This window comes from Blautia sp. OF03-15BH, assembly GCF_003463065.1.
GTDB lineage: Bacteria > Bacillota > Clostridia > Lachnospirales > Lachnospiraceae > Limivivens.
Window position 1 is genome coordinate 67,338 of record NZ_QSCM01000010.1, and the last position, 20,968, is coordinate 88,305.

Sequence of the window (20,968 nt, forward strand, 5' to 3'; positions counted from 1 at the left end):
ACCTCCTCTACAACAGAAGGACCACCAGAAAAAGACCGGAAAGAGCTCCGAGATATCGATAGATCTTCGCCTTTTCCCGGCAGTCTTCCGATGCTTTTTTTATGAGTTCCCTCAGACCTTCTTCAAAAAGCTCCAGTGTCTGAAGCTGAACAGAAAGATCCGGACACCCCAGTTGTTTTCCGAGTTCCAGAAGAAACGCCCGGTCTTCCCGGTTCCATGCACTTTCACCAAGGCAGCCCAGCTGATCCTGAAAAACGATTTCCGGCAGTTTTCTTCCTTCCCCTTCCAGTTCCTTTGCAACAGACTGAAAAAAAAACCGCAGAGGTTCTCTTAGCTTTCCACCGATCTTGCGGAATGCATCCGGAAGCGGCGTTTTTGCACAGCGGATCTCTCCGGAGAGCAGGAGCAGCGCTTTTTTGAGCTCCCGCAGAAATTCCAGCCTCTTTTTCAGCGCATGACTTTTTCCAAAACCAAAAGACAGGCAGGCAGAAAACAGAAGAAAGAGACCAGCTGCCTTCAGCATAGGCGAGTCCCCCGTTCATCAAAAATGCCTTTCAGACTCCCGACAGCCTCCCGGCTTCCCAGAATCACATAACGCTGAAAGATTTTTTCTGTGAGAAACCGTTTCAGAAGCGGCTTTTTTTCAATATCCTCAATGGAATTCCCATGGACAGTGGCCAGGATCCGGCAGCCGCAGTTCAAAACTGCTTCAATGGCACGAATATCTTCATAATCACCAATCTCATCCACGGCAATGACTCTTGGCGACATGGAACGAATCAGCATCATCATTCCTGCAGCTTTTGGACAACAGTCCAATACATCGGTACGGATCCCCAGATCATTCTGCGGAACTCCAAGATAAGAACCTCCAATCTCAGAACGTTCATCCACGACCCCTACGGTCTGTCCTTCACACCAGGTACTGCCGTTGGATACCTGGCGGACAAGATCCCTTAAAAGAGTGGTCTTCCCGCAGCCCGGCGGAGAAATGATCATGCAATGACAAAGTTCCCCATTTTCAAAAACATAAGGCATGATCGGATCTGCGCAGCCTTTTCTTTCATGAGAAAGCCGGACATTCAGAAACGAAATATAGCGGACGCTGGATATCCGGTTTCCATCCATGATGATCTTTCCCGCCACACCGATCCGATGACCGCCCCTGACTGTGAGATACCCTTGTTTCAACTCTTCTTCATAGGCATACAGGGAATAATTGGCAATGTACTCCATCGTCTCCATCAGTTCTTTTTTGTCTACCAGAAAGCCTTTCGATTCCTCTTTGGAAAGCGTTCCTTCCTCGGTCACAAAGTATTCTCCGGTCCCATACCGGATCAGCAGCGGTTTTTCCGCCCGCAGCCGGATCTCCTGCACTTCTTCATAATTCACCGGCAAACGTACCAGAAGTTCCCTGATTCTTTCAGAGAACAGATCCATCAGTTCTTCTCTGTTCATATCCTACCTCCACACTCTTATAGGTATATATGAAGCTGTCCGCTTTTTCATTCCGGATTTTTTCAAAAATAAAACTCCCAGCATTTCTGAAAGAGAAAAAACACAAAAAGAAAGGGGATATGATGACTGATTCTGATCATATCCCCTTCTAATGAAACGTTTCCATTGGACTATACCTCTTTTTCTAACCTATTCTTTTGTCCTGTCATCCATCTGAACGATTTATTTGATTCAGGGATGAAAAATTAATCCTTCGGTGGTCCGTACCTTCCTTTCTTTTGTATTCCTGTATCGATCTATTCGCCTTCTCATTCACTAGAGATTGAATAGTGGATTAGGTTCTGAATGATGTGATTCCTTTGCTTCCCACTGGAATCGCCTCCTCTTTTGAGGTTGTGAGTTTTTTGTTTTCTTTTCTCTTTTTTTGTTGTTGACATCATTATAGTGTATATCTTTTGATTTGTCAAGTGGTTTTTTGAAATAAAATTTAGTTTTTTGAACTTGTTTTTCTTTCTATTGAATTGTGTGAATATTTTCGAAATTTTGATTGTTCGCTTTTGGGGAAAGCGGTGGAAAACACTTTTGAGGATACGAGGGGGACAGCTCCGAGTCAGCGAGCCCGCCGTCCCCCTCGCACTCCCCCTTCTGGGCCCGCTTTTAAACATAGGGGGCGTACGTCTGACTGGTACAGTGTTTCATAAATGTAACTATTCGGAATCAGAGAGATTTTCTGTTAAAATGTGAGTCCTGCTTACATGAGACAAACACTTTTGGGCGGAAATTGAGATTGAAGTTAAAGTCAGGGCGATTTGGCAAAGTGCGAAAGACAAAAATGAATTGCTATCATGCCCTACGGATCCGAAGACAGACTTATAGAAAAGCAGCTGTATTGCATACAGAATTTCTTACCATATGGTTTGTCATTCTGTATGCAGTACAGCCGCTGATTTGATCTTATATCACAGTCTGATGTGATGTATGTCTTTTGCTTTTTTACTCTGTAATGATCGTTCCTGTTTTTCCTGCCAGTGCGTCCAGGGCATGAGCAAGATCGGTGATGATCGCTTTGCGTCCGCTGCCTTTTTTCTCTTCGATGAAGTCTACAGCTGCCTGTACTTTCGGCAGTTTGGATGCTTTCGGGAATTCATTGTCAGCGATCAGTTTTTTCACTTCTTCTACGGTAACTTCGTGAAGAGCTCTTGCTTTTTCTGTCTCATAGTTCAACCACAGGTTTTCGTCTTTGGTGAGGATCAGAAGGATATCCGCATCTACCATCTCGGCAAGACGGCCGCTGGCGTAATCTTTCTCGATGATGGCACTGGCGCCTTTCAGCTCCATGCCCTGCTTCAGAACAGGGATTCCGCCACCGCCTGCTGCGATAACTACCTGATCTGCATCCAGAAGAGCCCGGATTGCCTGGATCTCAACAATATCCTTGGGTTTCGGAGCAGCTACAATACGGCGAAAACCTTTTCCGGCTTCCTCGATGCAGTAGTTTCCTTTCTTCTCTTCTGCATCTGCTTCCTCAGCAGTCATGTAACGGCCGATGACTTTGATGGGATGATAAAAAGCCTCATCATACGGATCTACGGTCACCTGTGTAAGAACCGTGCAGGCACCTTTATAAATGCCTTTTTTCAGAAGAGCTGTCTGAACAGCATTCTGAAGGTCATATCCGATATAACCCTGGCTCATGGCTGAGCAGACAGACATCGGCGCTTCTGTATAATCCGGATGTTTTTTTCCAAATTCATTCATGGCTGTATGGATCATGCCTACCTGCGGCGCATTGCTGTGGCAAACTGCCAGCTGGTAGCCTTCTTCCACGATATCTGCCAGAACTTCCGCAGAACGCTTGACTGCTTTCTTCTGCTCCGGCAATGTTGTCCCCAGTGCTTTGTGGCCTAATGCCACCACGATTCTTTTCTTCATACAAGATCCCTCACAATCTGTCGTATTCTTTATCCTGATCCATTCAGTCCTCCTCTCACGAGAGTAACTGAATGGTAGCGGAAATAAAACCTTTTTTGCAACTGTTCAGAGCCAAGCAGATTTCTGTGAAAAAGTGTGAATCATGCTTGCATGAATGAACACTTTTTCATTGAAATCTATTTGGCGGATACGCCACACCGACGAAATGCAAAGCCCTTTGGAGGTGGGCTCTGAACAGTTACCCTTTTTTTAAGTATACTAGATGTCACAGACACCTGCAAGCGAAATTTTCGTAATTGTCCGGAGTTATCTCCAAAACACTGCAAAATTTACTGTTTTCCCTGAAAATCAGGAGTCCCGTCCAGATCATAGGGAGTCACCTGATATACATAATAGTTCAGCCAGTTGGTATAAAGGTTATTGGCATGGGAGCGCCACATAAGCGCCGGCCGGTTATTCGGATCATCATTCTTATAATAATTTTTCGGAATCTCGATGGAAAGCCCTTTGTTCCTGTCTCTCCAGTATTCCGTATCCAGCGTCACTCTGTCATATTCCGGATGCCCCATAACAAAGATCTGACGCCCGTCCAGCGTCATACAGAGAAAGACGCCCGCCTCATCTGATTCTGCCAGTACCATCAGTTTTTCGCAGTTATGAATATCCTCAGAGGACACCTCTGTATGGCGGGAATGCGGTGCAAGGAAAAGATCATCAAACCCTCTGACCAGAGGGATCTTCCGATTGGATACCCGGTGCCAGAAAAGGCCGAACATTTTTTCCTTCAGCATCCGTTTTTTCAATCCGAAGTGATGGTAAATCCCCGCCTGTGCTCCCCAGCACAGATGCAAAGTGGACGTCACATGCGTCCTGCTCCAGTCCATGATCTTCACCAGTTCATCCCAGTAATCGACTTCTTCAAATTCCATCTGTTCCACCGGAGCTCCGGTGATGATCAGACCGTCATAATAATGCTTTTTGATGTCGTCAAAGGTGACATAAAATTTGTTCAGATGGCTGGTTGACGTATTCTTTGCTTCATGGCTGCTGACACGCACAAATGTCACATCCACCTGCAGTGGCGTATTGGAAAGAGAACGGAGAAGCTGAAGTTCTGTATCCTCTTTTAACGGCATAAGGTTCAGGATCGCAATCTGGATCGGACGAATGTCCTGATGAATGGCCCTGCCTTCCTCCATAACGAATATATTTTCCCGCTCCAGGATCTCTTTTGCGGGCAGATCACTTTGTGTTTTAATCGGCATATTTTTTCACCTTCTTATTTTCTGTCTGTTCTGTTTATTTTCTGTCTGTTCCCTGCTTTCCCTCACTGTTGAAAAGCATAAGATCACATCAGTGGTGCCAGGATCCGTAAGACCCTGCCTGCCATCCGGTCAAAAAGCTTCTGACGTCTGTAATCTGAAGGAAGGACTTCCTGACATTTGGCAAGCGTTTCTTGAAAATCGGCTTCCACGCGGGGAATCTCCGCATTCTGATAAAGGTAGACCGCACATTCAAAATGAAGATAGAGGCTGCGGTAATCCAGATTGATGGTGCCTACCACCGCCTTCTCATCATCCGAAGTGAAAACCTTGGCATGGACAAAACCCGGCGTATATTCATAAATCTTCACACCGGCATCCAGAAGTTCATTATAATACGTCTTTGCCAGAACAAAGGCATACCATTTATCCGGAATATGCGGCATGATGATCTTTACATCCACGCCTCTCTTTGCCGCATAGGTAAGAGCTGTGATCATCTCATTACTGAGGATCAGGTAAGGAGTCATGATATGTACATAATCCCTGGCTGTATAAAGAATATCCATGTACACCTGTTCTCCCACCGTTTCATTATCCAGAGGACTGTCCCCGTAAGGCATGACAAAACCGTCTCCCGGTTCACTTTCTTTATCCGGTATGATATCCAGATACTTTTCAAAAAGCTCCATAGGCGTGTTTTTCAGGTTTTTATCCACGCTCCACATTTCCAGAAACATGATGGTAAAACTGCGGACCGCCTCACCTTCGATCATGATGGCCGTATCCTTCCAGTGGCCAAAGCGTTCCTTCTGGTTGATGTATTCATCTGCCAGATTGACACCTCCGGTGAAGGCCACCTTTCCGTCAATGACCACGATCTTTCGGTGATCCCGGTTATTCTGCCGGGTTGAAAGAGCCGGTACAATGGGAGCAAACATGTGGCACTGGATGCCATAGCTTTCCAGCTCCTGCGGATAATGATAGGGCAGCAGAGACAGACAGCACATACCGTCATAAAGGAAACGGACCTCCACTCCTTCTTTGACTTTCTCCTTCAGGATCTCAAGAACACTCTCCCACATATAGCCTTCTGCCACAATGAAATATTCCATAAAGATAAATTTCTTTGCTTTTTTCAGCTGGATGAGCAGTTCTTTAAATTTCTCCTCTCCGGAGGGAAAATATCTGGCGGAAGTATTCTTGTACACGGAAAAACCTCCGTAATGATTCACATAACGGCTCAGGTGCGCCACCTGATCATTTGTCTTTTCCAACTCTTCCAGGACCTCTTTGTCCTGTTTCCAGTATTTTTTACTGTAGGCGTGCATACTCTGCAGACGCTCGTTGATCCATTTCGTAGCCGGCTGGGTTTCTACAAAGAGATACAAAAGGCTTCCAAAGATCGGCAACGCCAGGATCACGATCGTCCAGGCCAGTTTAAAAGCCGGATTGCTCCGTTCATTCGCCACATAGACCACTTCCAGCACACCAAGCACCGTCACAAATCCATTGACAAAATACCATTTGGATGCCAGCCAGTAATATCCCCAGATCATAAAGATCAGCTGCAGAAACAGAGATAAAAATACCATAAAGGTTCTTCCGAAAACCACCGAAGAAATTCCATTTTTACCTTTCTGGACAGTCTGGCTGCTTTCTATCTTTCTGACCAGCTCATTTTTCTTCCATTTCTCCATCGTTTTTATCCCTTTCGTTTGCTTCCTCCCCGTCACCTGCAAGCTTCAAAAAATCTTCCTCTGTAAGAATGGGGATCCCCAGTTCCTTTGCTTTTTTATTTTTTGAAGACGCGGAAGCGGAATCGTTGTTGATCAGATAATCCGTTTTCGAAGTCACAGAACCGGTCACTTTTCCGCCTCGTTCCTCGATATAGACTTTCATCTCATTCCGATTGGCAAAATGCTCCACACTGCCGGTGATAACAAAGGTTTTTCCTGCCAGTACCTGTTCGGTATTCTGCACCTCCAGTTCTTCCATATGCACCTCCAGAAGCAGATGTGCAAAAGCCTCCATCTTCTTTTCATCATGGAAATAAGCCACGATGCCTCCGGCCAGGACCTCACCGATTCCATCAATTCCCGTCAACTCCTCTACCGTACTGTCTTTCAGCTTTTCCCAGCTCCAGGAAAACGCACGGCAGAGCATTTTGGCATTGGCAAGACCGATTCCCGGAATCCCAAGGCTGTAGATCAGCCGGACCAGTGTGGTATTTCTGGCCGTTTCAATGCTTTTCAGCAGCTTTTCACAGGACTTCTCGCCAAATCCTTCCAGTTCCCGGATACTCTCCCTGTGTTCCTTAAGTTTAAAAATATCCGCAAACTCATGAATAAAGCCCATGCCGATGAACTTTTCCAGAGTTGCCTCTGAGAGTCCCTCAATGTTCATGGCATCCCTGCTCACAAACAGGGTAAATGATTTGATCTTTTTCGCCTGACATTCCGGATTGGTGCAGTTTAATGTCTCAATGCCATTGGCAGAACGGACTTCCGTCGCACCACTGCAGACTGGGCAGACAGACGGAATTTCCAGATTTCCACTCCTCGTCAGGTTTTCTTCTATCTGAGGGATGATCATGTTCGCCTTGTACACCCGGATCACATCACCAATGCCCAGCTGCAGTCCTTTTAAAATACTCAGATTATGGACGCTCGCCCTGCTTACCGTAGTCCCTTCCAGTTCCACCGGTTCAAAAATCGCCACAGGGTTGATCAACCCTGTACGGGACGGACTCCATTCTATTTCCAGAAGACGGGTTTCCCGGATCTCATCCTCCCATTTAAAAGCAAAGGAATCTCTCGGGAATTTTGCCGTCGTTCCAAGTGATCTTCCATAAGCGATATCATCATAGAGAACTACCAGGCCGTCCGATGGAATATCAAAATGCCGGATCTTCTCCGCAAAAAAACGGACAGTTTCTTCTACGGTCTCTCCTGTGACCTCCTTATGTTCCACCACCTGAAAACCCTGCTCTTTCAGCCATTCAAACTCACAGGCATGAGAATTTTTAAAGTCCACCCCGTCTGCTTTCACCAGGGAAAACGCAAAAAACTGAACATGTCTTCCTGCAGTGACCGCACTGTTCAATTGTCTCACCGAACCACTGCAGAGATTTCTTGGATTCTTATATTTTGCATCCACATCCTCGATCTCTTCGTTGATCTTTTCAAAATCACTGTAAGAGATCACCGCTTCTCCACGAAGGATAAGTTCTCCCTGATAAGTAATCTTCAACGGAAGATTGGAAAAGACCCGTGCATTGGGTGTGATGACCTCTCCAACCTCACCGTTTCCTCTGGTAACTGCCTTGCTGAGTTCTCCATTCTGATAGGTAAGAACAATGGTCAGGCCATCCAGCTTCCAGGACATCAGCGCTTTCTGTTCTCCGACAAAATCCTTCAGCACTTCCACATCTTTTGTCTTATCCAGAGAAAGCATCGGTTTTTCATGACGTTCCTTCGGAAGCTCATCCTGCGATTCATAGCCAACGGTCTGGGTGGGACTTCCGGAAAGCACAATACCAGTTTCCTTTTCCAGTGCGTCCAGTTCATCGTATAGTCTGTCATATTCAAAATTGCTCATTATCTCCCGGTCTTCCTGATAATAAGCTTTTGAAGCCTCTCTCAGAAGTCCGACCAGTTCTCTCATTCGCTGTCTCTTTTCTTCCATTCTTCTCTCCTGCCTTTATTTTTTCCAAAGGGCTGGTTTGTGGAGCCCTGGATCCTTCTGTAAAGCTCCTCCTGTTCCTCACGGCTCACCTCCCGGTAACTTCCTGATGGAAGGTCTCCAAGTGTGATGTTCATAATGCGGATCCTTTTCAGTTTTACAACCTGATAGCCAAAATATTCACACATTCTGCGGATCTGCCGGTTCAGTCCCTGAGTCAGGACAATCCGGAATGTCTTTTCACCTGTTTTTTCCACTTCGCAGGGTCTTGTCAGCTGATCCTGCACCGGTATTCCGCCTTTTGCCATTCCATCCAGGAACCCGGCAGTCACGGTCCGGTCCACACGGACCAGATACTCTTTCTCATGATAATTTCCTGCTCTCATCATTTTATTCAGGATCTCTCCATTATTTGTCATGAGAAGCAGCCCCTGAGAATCCTTATCCAAGCGCCCCATGTAAAAAACTCTTTTCGGGTAATGTATCAGTTCCTCGACGGTCTGATCTCCCCAGCGTTTATCTGTTGTACACACAACCCCTCTGGGTTTATTTACCGCCAGAAGCACCATTTCTTCTTCTTTCGAAATGTGCTTTCCATCCACCAGAACCTCCTGTTTTTCCGAAACCTTCTGACCGGACACAGCCACTGATCCATCTACCAGGACACGACCGGCCTCGATCAGCCGGTCCGCCTCTCTTCTGGAGCAGAGACCGGACTCGCTGATGAATTTATTCAGCCTTACCAGCTGGCCTTTTTCTCTCTTTTGAAATTCCTGTTCCAAACGGCTCTTTTCCTGTTCCATTTTCTTTCCTTCCATAATCCTTTTGGAAAAAAACGCCGTGCAAACCTGCACGGCGTTCTAACATTCTTACTGCTGATCACTACCTGTTCCTGCATCAGAGGAAGCCGATGCCCCACCATCTGCCTGGAGATACTCACTCAGCACATATCCCTCTACTACCGTTCCTGCTCCGTCATCAAAACGGATCTTTGACCAGCCATTATCCAGAACTGCCAGTCTCGTCACCGTCTGACCAGGGATCAGAACTCCAACCAGATCAGAATCTGCTCTGGAATCTGCCCGTACATTCAAGTCTCCTGTAACCGTCACTGAAGTGCTGACATCCGTATCTACAGAACTGGCATCCGGGATATCAAGCTCCGTCTCCGGCTGCTTCATCTTGGCGATCATAGCCTGCAGATCGCTGTTGGAATCCAGTACCGCCTGATACTCACTGTTGGTCTTCGCGATCAGTTCCTGCACATTACTGTCATTCTTCGCCTGTTCCATAAAATCGGAAACCTGCTGATCGGAGCTGGGATTTACCACATAAAGGGTTCCATCCTCCTTCGTTGACAGATAAAGATTTCCGAGGCTGGGTACCAGCTGTTCGATGTTCGGAAGCTTGGCCTCATAATAAACATAGACGTTATAAGAGCCATCCGTAAGTCCCTGCTTATAATACACAGAAATATTATTATAGCTTTCAATGGGATTGGAATTGATCTTATCTCTGTCCGTATCGCCAACCACATCTCCAAGAGTCTGAAGTGCATCAAAATCCTTGGCTGCCACTGCATTATAATACTGGGTTACTGCTTCCTGGACAGCGGCATTGTCTGTCTGCAGTGCAGCACTGCTGTCTGCTGCTGTGCTCTCTGCCTCCGTCGCTGCTTCTGTTTCGGACGCTGCCGTCGTCTCAGATGCCGGTGCTTCTGTCACTGCCTCCGTCTGTCCGTTATCACTGCTGTCTCCCAGACGGTCAGACACAAATCTTACTGCAAAAAACGCAATTACCAGAACAATGATGATCGCCAGACCCAGTAAGATATATCTCAGATTATCTGAAAGCCATTCTCTAAAGTCATCCACTGTACATACCTCCATTCGGTGTTGTTTCGCAGAAAAGCCGGTAAAATCAAAAATGCCGGCAAAATCCTGTACCTCAGGCTGCTTGACTCGTTGCTTACGGAAATAAATTTACATATACAAAAAAGCACACCCGGAGGGATTCGAACCCCCGACACGTGGTACCGGAAACCACTGCTCTATCCCCTGAGCTACGAGTGCGCATACAGCTATGCAAGTTTTTTCCCTGCATACATTATTGATTTATCCGGATCATTCTCTCCGGCTCAACAACGATGCTATCATACCACACCTTTTGGAAAATGTCAAATTTTTATGTGAAATTTCTTCGATTTTGTTCAAAACAGCCGGAAAGCCTGTTATGTAAAGTGTTCACTCGCCGCTTAGTGCTCCGCACACTTGAAGCGGGGGAATGCTTATCTGCGTTCAACAAATAGAAAGACAGTGTTTCTTCCTGTCATAATGATATACATTTTCTGAAAGCACTTCTTCCGCTTCCACCTGTGTGTGATTCACTTCATGGACCATTGCATGGAGTTCTTTTTCACTCCCTGCCACATGCCCTGGGACAAGGATCACTTCATGGACGCTGCTGGGAAGCACGTAAAAGTCCTCCTCAAGCCTTGCCCCCGCACTGCTTAAGATCCGGTCATACAGGATCCCCGCCGCCCCGAAAACCCGGTCTCTGTTTGAAAGCACATACATCGGAATTTCTTTTAAAAGATTTCGTTCTTCCGGTTCTACCAGATCTTCGATCAATTCTTCCATACTTTTCAGTTCGAATGGTCTGAGGCGGAATGTATTTTCTCTGGCATATTCATAGAGAAGCTCTTTTGATACCTTCCAGTGTTTCCGATGCTCCTCACGGATCAGTACACTGCCGTTTCCAAATTCTTCATTTTTCACGGCACAGATAAAAACCACCGAAAGGTCCAGAAAGGAAACATTCGGTACATCCCTGAGAAGTTCCTGATTCATTTCCCTGTTGACCAGCTTGCAGAAGATATTCTCTTTAATCTTCTCAAAATCAAGAAAATATTCCAGTGAAAAAGGAATGTTTCTGCAGCGTTTCTCATAAATATCGTAAATTCTGCCGGCAATCTCCTTCAGGCTCATTCCATCCTTATATTCCCGGTAAAAATCCTCCAGATAGATCGTCGGAGATACATAGCTTCCCTTCTCAAGAATGCAGAGCCCTTCCAGTATGATCCCGTTATTCTTGGTGATCCGGCGCAGTTCCACACGCACCTCTGAACCCAGGAGCTTCTCCACTTCCTGTTTTACCTCATTGCCAAATGTGTTGTCGTTCAAAAAATCATCCTTTCTTCTGATCGTAAAAACGATGTGCCAAGTTATCAGCTGCTGTTGGAATGTGTGTGCGAACGCACCGATAAAAAAAGAATTCATTCAGATATGATGGGATAAGGATAGCATAATTTTCCATTCGATGCAAGGCTCCATGCTGCCGAAGATCATTTTCCCGCCATGGAAAACAAAGTGATTTTTTCAGTGAAAACATACAAAAAAGCAGAAGCGGCTCTCACCATTCTTCTGCTCTCTCGTGTATCATTTCGTCATTTTTCACAGGTACTGCATTTTTCGTTTTTTATCTCCAGCTGAAGCTGTAATATCCGGAAGTATCCTTATCCCCGGTCAGCATACGGCTGATTTTGATGTAATAAGTTCCTGCCGGAAACGCATCCTTTGTCGATACTTTTTCGGTTGTACTCTTCGCATATATCGAAGAGCCCCAGATGAACAGTTTAGGATTTGCCGGAACAATCTGTAAACGAAGGTGATCATTAGCTCTTGCAGTGAAAGTAAAAGTTACTTTCTGTTTTCTGGTAAGGCGGATTTTAAACCAGTCCGTCTTCGTTCCTTTTTCGCCCGCAACCAAAAGACCAATCCCCTTTTTGTTTCTATTTACATTCACAGCCTTTGCCTGGCTTGCACCGCTTCTGTCTTTTACCGGTGTAAAACTGTATTTCAGCTTGTAATTCTTATCCTTGACTCCAAGGTAGTAAATTCCTTGTTTCACAGCATAAAAGGTCTTATATGCCGGTTTACTGTATTCACTCATAGAAGTTGCGTACTGTTCCAACGGCTTCTTTCTGCTGTTATAAAGCTGAACCCTCAAAGAATATTTATTGTTACTGTACATGCTGTAACTATAGCCATATACCGTAATATATCCCGGTTTGGAAACTTTAAATTTATGATAAGTCAGATCATCATAGCTTGTCCGGTTCACAGTATAGAGTTTGTTCGGCTTCATGGTTACCACTTTCGTCGCTGCCATAGCATTCATTCCAAGTGCCATGGTAAACAGTGCCATCAGTACAGCAAAATAAAGCTTTTTTCTCTTTTTCATAAATTTTCCTCTCCTTTACTTTTTCTCTTTTAGCCTTCTTGCAGTGCCTGTTGATAACTTTACTATAAACACTGTTTTTACTCTCGTCAAGCCTTTTTCGTAAACGATTAAGCTTTTTTATTCTAGTCAAGCGGATATTCGCAATCCGCTTCGCTACTTGCTCATAACCGAATGCTGCTTTGCAGCGTATCGGTTAAAAAACAGCCCGGGCAAAAAGCCGGGGCTGCCATTTTTACATATGAGATCAATCAAACACGGGAGAGATACTCACCGGTTCTGGTATCGATCTTGATCTTGTCGCCGATCTCAACGAACAGCGGAACGTTTACGGTAGCACCAGTCTCAACTGTTGCCGGCTTGGAAGCGCCCTGTGCGGTATCGCCCTTGAAGCCCGGCTCAGTCTCGGTGATCTCAAGCTCTACGAAGAGAGGCGGCTCTACTGCGAAAACCTCACCCTTGGTGGAGCAGATCTTTACCATCTCGTTCTCTTTTACAAATTTCAGAGAATCACCAATGGCATCTGCATTCAGTGCGATCTGATCGTAGTTCTCCACGTTCATGAAGTGATACAGATCACCATCGCTGTACAGATACTGCATATCTACACGGTCGATACGTGCGGTCGGGAATTTTTCAGTCGGACGGAAGGTTTTCTCAACCACACCGCCGTTGATGATATTTTTTAATTTTGTGCGGACAAATGCGGCACCTTTTCCCGGTTTTACATGCTGGAACTCAATGATCTGAAAGATCTGGCCCTCAATCTCCAGTGTAACGCCGTTTCTAAAATCTCCTGCTGAAATCATCTGATTTTTTCCTCCTTACAAAATCCGTTCTTCCGTAACTGCTCGACACTTTGCAGCTACGTTCTTGCTTGTAACTCAATCTACCCTATTTTATACTATGTTATCCTCTTTTTCAACTATTTTTTATCATTTCTCGAAAAAACACACTTATCTTTTTTCTTTCTGATAAAAATAAAGCACGATCTTCTCCAGATAACGCTTGAGAACGATCTGGATCTCCTCCTTTGGATGAAGCGGTTTTACCAGGATCGTACGCATGCCGCAGCGCCTGGCTCCGTAGACATCCGTAAAGATCTGATCTCCCACAAAAATACAGGAATTCAGATCCGTATGCATCAGTTCCATGGCTTTCAGATAATTCTTTCTGGAAGGCTTATGCGCATCCTCCACAAATTTTGCCTGCACCGCATCTGCAAAGGGTTTCACCCTCGGAAGCTGGTTATTGGAGATCAGGCAGTAATCAAGACCGATGGCCCGAAGCCGTTCAAAAAGCTTTACCGCCCGTTCATCCGCCGGTGCTCCATGGGGTACCAGTGTATTATCGATATCAAAAATAACACCCCGGATCCCTTCCTGATATAATTTTTCAAAATCGATGGCATACGTGGATTCCATATATGCATCGGGAAAAAAACGTTCAAACATTTCTTGTCTTAGCCTCGTATGTCTTTATTTCTGCCGGTAATGCTTCAGGAAATGCTCCAGCTTTTCCATTGCTTCCTCGAGTTCTCCCACTCTCGGAAGATATACCACCCGGAAATGATCCGGTTCCGGCCAGTTAAAACCGCCTCCGTGGACCAGCAGCACCTTTTCCTTTCTGAGAAAATCCAATACAAACTGCTCATCGTTATGAATGTTATACATGGCTGTATCGATCTTCGGGAAAATGTAAAAAGCCGCTTTCGGTTTTACCGCGGAGATTCCCGGGATCCGGTTCAGCGCATGATAAATGAATTCCCGCTGCTCATAGATCCTTCCGCCCGGAAGCAGAAGCTCATCAGAGCTCTGATAACCACCCAGAGCCGTCTGCACGATGGACTGTGCCGGCACATTGGAGCAAAGCCGCATGGATGCCAACATATTCAACCCTTCAATATAACCCTTTGCGTAAGATTTGTCTCCGCTCAGGCACATCCAGCCGACACGGAAACCGGCGATCCGATGCGATTTGGAAAGTCCGTTCAATGTGACGCAGAAAAGATCCGGTGCCAGGGAAGCAATGGAAATATGCTCTTCGCCATCCATAACCAGGCGGTCATAGATCTCATCGGCAAAAATGATCAGCTGATGTTCTCTGGCAATATCCACGATCTCCTGCAGAACCTCTCTCGGATACAGGGCACCGGTAGGGTTGTTCGGATTGATGATCACGATCCCCTTTGTCCTGTCTGTGATCTTGCTCCGGATATCGTCCATATCCGGATACCAGTTGGCTGCCTCATCACACATATAATGGACCGGATGGCCACCTGCCAGATTGGCCGCCGCCGTCCAGAGCGGATAATCCGGAGAAGGCATCAGGATCTCATCTCCATTATTCAGAAGTCCCTGCATGGACATGGTGATCAGCTCGCTGACTCCGTTTCCCGTGTAGATATCATTGATCCCCACATTCGGGATCTTCTTCAGCTGGCAGTACTGCATGATCGCTTTCCGGGCCGGAAAAAGCCCCTTGGAATCAGAATAGCCTTCTGTTTCCGGAAGATTGTGCATCATATCCCGGATCACTTCTTCCGGTGCTGTAAAACCAAAAGGAGCCGGATTTCCGATGTTCAGTTTCAAAATATGGATGCCATCCGCAATCATCCGGTCCGCTTCTTCCACTACGGGTCCCCGAACGTCATAGCACACGTTATCCAGTTTCGTTGATTTTTCAAATGTCCGCATTGTTCTCGTCTCCTTATGCAAAGTCAAAGATTGACAACTGATTGGATTCCGGCAGGTCGCCCAAGAGCCCCATCTCTGCCAGATGTTCTACTGTTTTGGCATTGACTGCCGTCCGCTGACGGATATCATCCCTGGAAAGGAATCTTCCGTGTTTGACCGCTTCTGCCAGTGTTTCCGCTGCGTTTCCGCCCATGCCCTCAATGGTGTTGAGTGCCGGCATCAGTTTCCCCTCAAGGATACGGAATCTGGAAGAATCTGCCCGGTAGATATCCACCGGATGAAACTCAAAGCCTCTGGCATACATTTCCCGGACAACCTTCATATCCTTATATTCATCCTGTTCTTTGTTGGAAAGCTGATCCATATTTTTCTCGTATTGAGACATGTAAAACAGAAGTTTCTCCTGTCCCTGGCACATCAGTTCATAACTGAAAGCCGATGCACGGATGGAAAAATAGGCCGCATAATACGCCAGCGGATAAAACACCTTACAATAAGCGATCCGGTAAGCCATCATAACGTAAGCCGCCGCATGTGCCTTCGGGAACATGTATTTGATCTTTTTACAGGACCAGATATACCAGTCCGGTACATCATGCTTCTTCATCTCTGTTTCCCATTCCGGCTTCAGTCCTTTTCCCTTTCGCACACTCTCCATGATGGTGAAGGCCTGCTCACTTTCCAGTCCCTGCTGGATCAGATAACTCATGATATCATCACGGGTACAGATCGCTGTGGAAATCGTTGCTTTTCCTTCCTGGATCAGTGTCTGGGCATTTCCCAGCCATACGTCAGTACCATGGGACAGACCGGCGATCCGGACCAGATCCGAAAAGCTCTGCGGTTTTGTGTCCACAAGCATCTGCATGGCAAAGTCCGTACCGAACTCCGGAATACCCAGAGCCCCCAGAGGACAGCCGCCGATCTGATCCGGCGTGATCCCGAGTGCATGTGTATCCTGAAAAAGGGACATCACTTCTTTATCATCAAGAGGAATGGTTTTCGCATCCAGTCCTGTCAAATCCTCCAGCATGCGAATCATAGTCGGATCATCGTGTCCCAGGATATCCAGTTTCAGAAGGTTATGGTCAATGGAATGATAGTCAAAGTGCGTCGTGATGATATCCGTTTTCATATCATTCGCCGGATGCTGTACCGGTGTGAAGGAATGGATCTCTTCTCCCAGTGGAAGAACAATGATTCCTCCTGGATGCTGTCCCGTAGAACGGCGTACCCCCACACAGCCCTGGGAAAGACGACCGATCTCACAGTTCCTCTTCTGCTCTCCCTTATCATCAAAATAATGCTTTACATAACCGAAAGCCGTCTTTTCCGCCACCGTCGCAATTGTACCTGCACGGAAGGTCTGGCCTTTTCCGAAAATAACCTCTGTATAACGGTGTGCATTACCCTGATAGTCTCCCGAGAAGTTCAGGTCAATATCCGGCTCTTTGTTTCCTTTAAATCCCAGGAAGGTCTCAAAAGGAATATCAAAACCGGATTTTCTCAGATCTGCACCACAGACCGGGCAGACCTTGTCCGGCATGTCACAGCCGGACCGGCCCGCATAGGCCTTTACATCATCCGAATCAAAATCATAATAATGGCACTCCTCACAGTAATAATGAGGGCTCAGAGGATTAACCTCCGTGATTCCCGCCATGGTTGCCACAAAAGAAGAACCAACCGAACCTCGGGAACCCACCAGATAACCGTCATCGTTTGATTTCCATACCAGCTTCTGCGCAATGATATACATCACGGCGAAACCATTGGAAATGATCGAGTTCAGCTCTCTCTCCAAACGCTCGGTAACGACCTTCGGAAGCTCCGGCCCGTACATGGCATGGGCACTGTTGTAGCAGATCTCACGAAGCGTCTTGTCGGAATCCGGGATCACCGGCGGACACTTATCTGGCCGTACCGGAGCGATCCGTTCCACCATATCGGCGATCTTCTTCGTGTTGGTGATGACCACCTCTTCCGCCTTCTCACTGCCCAGATACCAGAATTCCGCCAGCATTTCCTCCGTTGTCCGAAGATACAGAGGTGCCTGGTTATCCGCATCGGAAAAGCCCCGGCTTGCCATGATGATCCGCCGGTAAACCTCATCCTCGGGATTCAGAAAATGGACATCACAGGTAGCGACAACGGGCTTCTGGAACTGTTCTCCCAGCCGGACGATCCGTTTGTTGATCTCAATCAGATCTTTTTCATCCTTGATCCCCAGCTTTTCATTTCCGATCATAAAACGGTTGTTTCCAAGAGGCTGGATCTCCAGATAGTCATAAAAATTTACCAGACGGATGATCTCTTTTTCCGGCCGTTTTTCCCGGACGGCTTCGTACAACTCTCCGGCTTCACAGGCCGAGCCGATGAGAAGGCCTTCCCGGTGTTTGATGTATTCACTCTTCGGAATACAGGGACGGCTGGATTTTCCCACGCTGAAATATTTCAGATGAGCCATGGAAACGAGCCGGTAAAGATTGGTCCGGCCGGTATCGTTCAGGGCCAGAATGATGGCATGGTGGGACCGGAGCCTCTTGATCTGATCCACAGAAGGCTTGCAAAGACAGTTTACTGCATTCAGATCCAAAGCCTCCCGCTCTCTCAGCATCTGCAGGAATTTTACGAAGATCTCTGCCGTACAGCCCGCATCATCCACCGCCCGGTGATGATTTTCCAGAGAGATGTTCAGCGCCTTTGCCACCGTATCCAGCTTGGCATTGTGAAGGTTCGGCAGGAGAAAACGGGCCAGTTCTACGGTATCCACACTGGTAAACTCTCTTCCCAGCCCCTGTCTTCTGCAATTTTCCTCGATAAAGCTCATATCAAAGGAGGCATTATGTGCCACCATCACTGCTCCTTCACAGAACTGCAGAAATTCCGGCAAGATCTTTTCGATGACAGGTGCATCCAATACCATATTGTCACTGATACCGGTCAGCTCCTCGATCCGGAAAGGAATAGGCACCTCCGGATTGACAAAAGTGCTGAACTTCTCTGTAATCCTGCCGTTTTCCACCTTCACGGCACCGATCTCGATGATCCGGTTCTCCACCGGACTGAAGCCGGTCGTCTCCAGGTCGAAAACCACATACGTACTGTCCAGACTCTGACCCTGCGGATTTTCCACCGGTTTTCGAAGGTCATCCAGAAGATAAGCCTCCACTCCGTAAATGATCTTAAAGGGGCTCACAAGCTTCTTCAGTTCATCCTTGCTCACATCCGGGTGCTCTTTCTGATACTGCTTCCGGTAGGCATCGTCGATGCTGTCCAGTGTATGGTTTGCCGCCGGGAAGGACTGTACCACACCATGATCGGTTATGGCAATGGCCGGCTGCCCCCAGGCATAAGCCCTTTTCACGATATCCTCCACATCGGACACTCCGTCCATATCGCTCATTTTCGTATGGCAGTGGAGTTCTACCCGCTTCTCCGGACTGTTATCCATGCGGACAGGCCGGAAATCCGGGATCTTCTTCATGCCCACGATGGAACCGATGGTCAGCTGGCTGTCATATTTGTCGATCGTAGTGACACCCTTGATCTTATAAAATCTGCCCTTCTGGATTCCCTCCAGGATCTCCGGAACCTGTGCAGTCCTGGCAAACATTTTCATTATAATCGTGTCTGTAAAATCCGTCACTTCGAAGATCAGAATACTCTTTTCGTTCCGGATGTCACGGGTTTCCAGGTTGATGAGCTGTCCATGAACGACCACCTCACCCATTTCTCCCTGGATCTGGTCGATCGGAATGGCTTCCTCCTCGATGTCTCTTCCATAAACCACATCCGGATTGTCGGAACGGCGCACCGGACGGTTGAAGTCTCCTCCGCCAAAACGTCCTTTGCCCTTGAAGCCACCCTTGCTGAAGCCTCCGTTCTCTCTGGATGCGTCTTTGGATACCGCCTCCTTCGGGCTGCTGCTCTCTGCTGCCGCTGCTTTTTCCGTTTTGGTCCCGGAAAAGTTCTGCTCTTCCCCGCCTGCAGCTCTGGGAAGACGGTTTAAGATCGCCTCCACTTCCTGCTGGATCTTCAGTTCTCCGTTTCTTCGTGCCTTGCTTTCCACTGCCTCTTTATAATCGACATGGATCTTCAGGGACATCCCGCAGCGCTCGGTAAAAATCTTTTCCAGGATCCGAATCAGCTCTTCCCCTTTTCCCTCGGAGATCACTGTTTCCTCCAGCGTCAGATGCAGCGTATCCTCATTTTCAAAAACACAGTCCGCTTTCCGGAACAGGTTGAATTCAAAAATACTGTACTCCTTCAGCTCCAGAAGAATGCTGTCCTTATAGGCATCCATGAGTTTTTCCGGCGTATACTGGCGGGACAGGGAAAATTTTTCGATGATCTTTACCGTCATCGGCACACCGGAAAAAAGCTGCTCCCGTATGGTATTTTCCACCTGATAGATGTCCTTTTTCCGGATCAGTTTTTCACTGGAAAGATAGATCTTGAGAAAATCCCTTGTTCTGGTCATCGCCACCCGTGTGACCTTCGTGACCGAAAAGAGATTTTTCAGCTCTGTATTCATCTCCAGCGTGGGAAACACATCAAAAAAAGGTTTTTCCATGCTTTCCCTCACTTCTCGTCGTTCCAGTGAAGAAGCTCTTCACGGAGCACAGACAGAAGCTCTGCTTCCGGCACTTTGCGGACAACCTCTCCTTTTTTGATCAGAAGGCCTTCTCCTACGCCTCCGGCAATTCCGATATCCGCTTCTTTTGCCTCACCCGGGCCGTTTACCACACAGCCCATGACGGCTACCTTGAGATCCAGCGGAATGTCCTCTACCATATTTTCCACCTGATTTGCCAGACCGATCAGGTCGATACGGGTACGGCCGCAGGTAGGACAGGAAACCACCTCGATGCCGCCCTTTCGAAGACCGAGTGTACGGAGAATGAGCTTGGCTGATTTCACTTCCTCCAGCGGATCACCAGTAAGGGAGACACGGATGGTATCACCGATCCCCTGCGAAAGGATCATACCCAGACCTACCGCAGACTTGATATTACCGGACAGAAGCGTTCCTGCCTCCGTAATGCCCACATGAAGCGGATAGACCGTTTTCGATGCAATGAGTTCATGCGCTTTGGCACACATGAGCACGTCCGAGGATTTGATGCTGATCACAAGATTGTCATAGCCCTCTTCCTCGATCATGTGCACTTTATCCAGCGCACTCTCCACGATCCCTTCTGCCGTAACACCATGATATTTCTCTACCAGGTCTTTTTCCAGAGAACCACTGTTGACACCTACTCGGATGGGGATATTCCGCTCCTTCGCAGTCTGCACTACAGCGTTCAGACGCTCTCTGCTGCCGATATTTCCCGGATTGATACGGATCTTGTCTGCCCCGTTTTCCATGGCAGCAATAGCCAGGCGATAATCAAAATGGATATCTGCCACCAGAGGGATGCTGATTTCCTTTTTGATTTCGCGGATGGCAGCAGCAGCCTCCTGTGTTGGAACGGCACAGCGGATGATGTCACAGCCCGCTGCTGTCAGCTTCCGGATCTGCTCCACGGTAGCTGCCACGTCCTCTGTCTTTGTATTCGTCATGGACTGGATCAGGATGGGATTTCCCCCACCGATGACCCGGTCTCCGATATGGATCACTTTTGTATGGTCACGATACATTTGATTCATCCTTTCTTTTTTTATCTACTATTGTAATCGTTCTTTTCCCCG

Annotated in this window: 15 protein-coding genes and 1 tRNA gene; all 16 read right to left on the bottom strand. The window is 47.2% G+C overall.

Going from position 1 to position 20,968, the window contains the following annotated elements; genetic code table 11:
• Positions 1-7 precede the first annotated feature (7 nt).
• The 16 genes from DXA57_RS11615 to ispG all read right to left on the bottom strand — a co-directional run bounded on the left by DXA57_RS11615 (position 8) and on the right by ispG (position 20,926).
• Positions 8-523 carry a stage III sporulation protein AB gene (locus DXA57_RS11615; protein WP_117767541.1) on the bottom strand — a complete coding sequence of 172 codons (516 nt, stop codon included), beginning with the start codon at positions 521-523 and terminating at the stop codon, positions 8-10.
• Positions 517-1,458, bottom strand: a complete 942-nt coding sequence (spoIIIAA, locus tag DXA57_RS11620; RefSeq protein WP_117767542.1) for a stage III sporulation protein AA — start codon at positions 1,456-1,458, stop codon at positions 517-519. Before spoIIIAA ends, DXA57_RS11615 begins: the two co-directional genes overlap by 7 nt.
• 993 nt (positions 1,459-2,451) lie before the next feature.
• Positions 2,452-3,390, bottom strand: a complete 939-nt coding sequence (gene arcC, locus DXA57_RS11625; protein WP_117767543.1) for a carbamate kinase — start codon at positions 3,388-3,390, stop codon at positions 2,452-2,454.
• A 329-nt stretch (positions 3,391-3,719) separates the two neighbouring features.
• Positions 3,720-4,655, bottom strand: a complete 936-nt coding sequence (gene metA, locus DXA57_RS11630; RefSeq protein ID WP_117767544.1) for a homoserine O-acetyltransferase MetA — start codon at positions 4,653-4,655, stop codon at positions 3,720-3,722.
• Between the two features lie 83 nt (positions 4,656-4,738).
• The gene (cls, locus tag DXA57_RS11635; protein ID WP_117767545.1) at positions 4,739-6,352 is read right to left on the bottom strand and encodes a cardiolipin synthase; all 1,614 of its coding nucleotides are present in this window, start codon (positions 6,350-6,352) and stop codon (positions 4,739-4,741) included.
• The gene (gene ligA / locus DXA57_RS11640) at positions 6,330-8,339 is read right to left on the bottom strand and encodes an NAD-dependent DNA ligase LigA (RefSeq protein ID WP_117767546.1); all 2,010 of its coding nucleotides are present in this window, start codon (positions 8,337-8,339) and stop codon (positions 6,330-6,332) included. Before ligA ends, cls begins: the two co-directional genes overlap by 23 nt.
• Entirely contained in the window at positions 8,315-9,139 is an 825-nt protein-coding gene (locus DXA57_RS11645) for a pseudouridine synthase (RefSeq protein WP_243005781.1), read from the bottom strand. The genes ligA and DXA57_RS11645 overlap by 25 nt, the downstream gene beginning before the upstream one ends.
• Before the next feature lie 66 nt (positions 9,140-9,205).
• Positions 9,206-10,210: an SH3 domain-containing protein gene (locus tag DXA57_RS11650; RefSeq protein ID WP_158571310.1), complete on the bottom strand. Its 1,005-nt coding sequence runs from the start codon at positions 10,208-10,210 to the stop codon at positions 9,206-9,208.
• Between the two features lie 125 nt (positions 10,211-10,335).
• Positions 10,336-10,408 (bottom strand) — tRNA-Arg (locus DXA57_RS11655).
• A 225-nt stretch (positions 10,409-10,633) separates the two neighbouring features.
• A complete protein-coding gene (locus tag DXA57_RS11660) occupies positions 10,634-11,518 on the bottom strand; it encodes a DUF5688 family protein (RefSeq protein WP_147345688.1) in 885 nt (294 codons plus the stop codon).
• A 295-nt stretch (positions 11,519-11,813) separates the two neighbouring features.
• On the bottom strand, positions 11,814-12,578 hold the full coding sequence (locus DXA57_RS11665; RefSeq protein ID WP_117767550.1) for a hypothetical protein: 765 nt from the start codon (positions 12,576-12,578) through the stop codon (positions 11,814-11,816).
• Between the two features lie 248 nt (positions 12,579-12,826).
• Positions 12,827-13,384, bottom strand: coding sequence for an elongation factor P (efp, locus tag DXA57_RS11670; protein ID WP_117767551.1), 558 nt, complete (start codon positions 13,382-13,384; stop codon positions 12,827-12,829).
• Positions 13,385-13,531: 147 nt separating this feature from the next.
• Positions 13,532-14,029 (bottom strand): YqeG family HAD IIIA-type phosphatase, encoded by a 498-nt coding sequence (locus DXA57_RS11675; RefSeq protein WP_117767552.1) that lies wholly within the window; start codon positions 14,027-14,029, stop codon positions 13,532-13,534.
• Between the two features lie 24 nt (positions 14,030-14,053).
• The gene (locus DXA57_RS11680; protein WP_117767553.1) at positions 14,054-15,271 is read right to left on the bottom strand and encodes an aminotransferase class I/II-fold pyridoxal phosphate-dependent enzyme; all 1,218 of its coding nucleotides are present in this window, start codon (positions 15,269-15,271) and stop codon (positions 14,054-14,056) included.
• Positions 15,272-15,284: 13 nt separating this feature from the next.
• Positions 15,285-19,847, bottom strand: a complete 4,563-nt coding sequence (locus DXA57_RS11685) for a PolC-type DNA polymerase III (RefSeq protein ID WP_117767554.1) — start codon at positions 19,845-19,847, stop codon at positions 15,285-15,287.
• Positions 19,848-19,855: 8 nt separating this feature from the next.
• Positions 19,856-20,926, bottom strand: a complete 1,071-nt coding sequence (gene ispG / locus DXA57_RS11690; protein ID WP_330423257.1) for a flavodoxin-dependent (E)-4-hydroxy-3-methylbut-2-enyl-diphosphate synthase — start codon at positions 20,924-20,926, stop codon at positions 19,856-19,858.
• Between the last annotated feature and the right edge of the window lie 42 nt (positions 20,927-20,968).

Excerpts from the sequence above, each read along its gene's own strand:
- DXA57_RS11665 (WP_117767550.1), bottom strand. The coding sequence starts at position 12,578 with ATGAAAAAGAGAAAAAAGCTTTATTTTGCTGTACTGATGGCACTGTTT.
- DXA57_RS11680 (WP_117767553.1), bottom strand. The coding sequence starts at position 15,271 with ATGCGGACATTTGAAAAATCAACGAAACTGGATAACGTGTGCTATGAC.
- DXA57_RS11615 (WP_117767541.1), bottom strand. The coding sequence starts at position 523 with ATGCTGAAGGCAGCTGGTCTCTTTCTTCTGTTTTCTGCCTGCCTGTCT.
- efp (WP_117767551.1), bottom strand. The coding sequence starts at position 13,384 with ATGATTTCAGCAGGAGATTTTAGAAACGGCGTTACACTGGAGATTGAG.
- ispG (WP_330423257.1), bottom strand. The coding sequence starts at position 20,926 with ATGAATCAAATGTATCGTGACCATACAAAAGTGATCCATATCGGAGAC.
- DXA57_RS11645 (WP_243005781.1), bottom strand. The coding sequence starts at position 9,139 with ATGGAACAGGAAAAGAGCCGTTTGGAACAGGAATTTCAAAAGAGAGAA.
- cls (WP_117767545.1), bottom strand. The coding sequence starts at position 6,352 with ATGGAGAAATGGAAGAAAAATGAGCTGGTCAGAAAGATAGAAAGCAGC.
- metA (WP_117767544.1), bottom strand. The coding sequence starts at position 4,655 with ATGCCGATTAAAACACAAAGTGATCTGCCCGCAAAAGAGATCCTGGAG.
- ligA (WP_117767546.1), bottom strand. The coding sequence starts at position 8,339 with ATGGAAGAAAAGAGACAGCGAATGAGAGAACTGGTCGGACTTCTGAGA.
- spoIIIAA (WP_117767542.1), bottom strand. The coding sequence starts at position 1,458 with ATGAACAGAGAAGAACTGATGGATCTGTTCTCTGAAAGAATCAGGGAA.
- DXA57_RS11675 (WP_117767552.1), bottom strand. The coding sequence starts at position 14,029 with ATGTTTGAACGTTTTTTTCCCGATGCATATATGGAATCCACGTATGCC.
- DXA57_RS11685 (WP_117767554.1), bottom strand. The coding sequence starts at position 19,847 with ATGGAAAAACCTTTTTTTGATGTGTTTCCCACGCTGGAGATGAATACA.
- arcC (WP_117767543.1), bottom strand. The coding sequence starts at position 3,390 with ATGAAGAAAAGAATCGTGGTGGCATTAGGCCACAAAGCACTGGGGACA.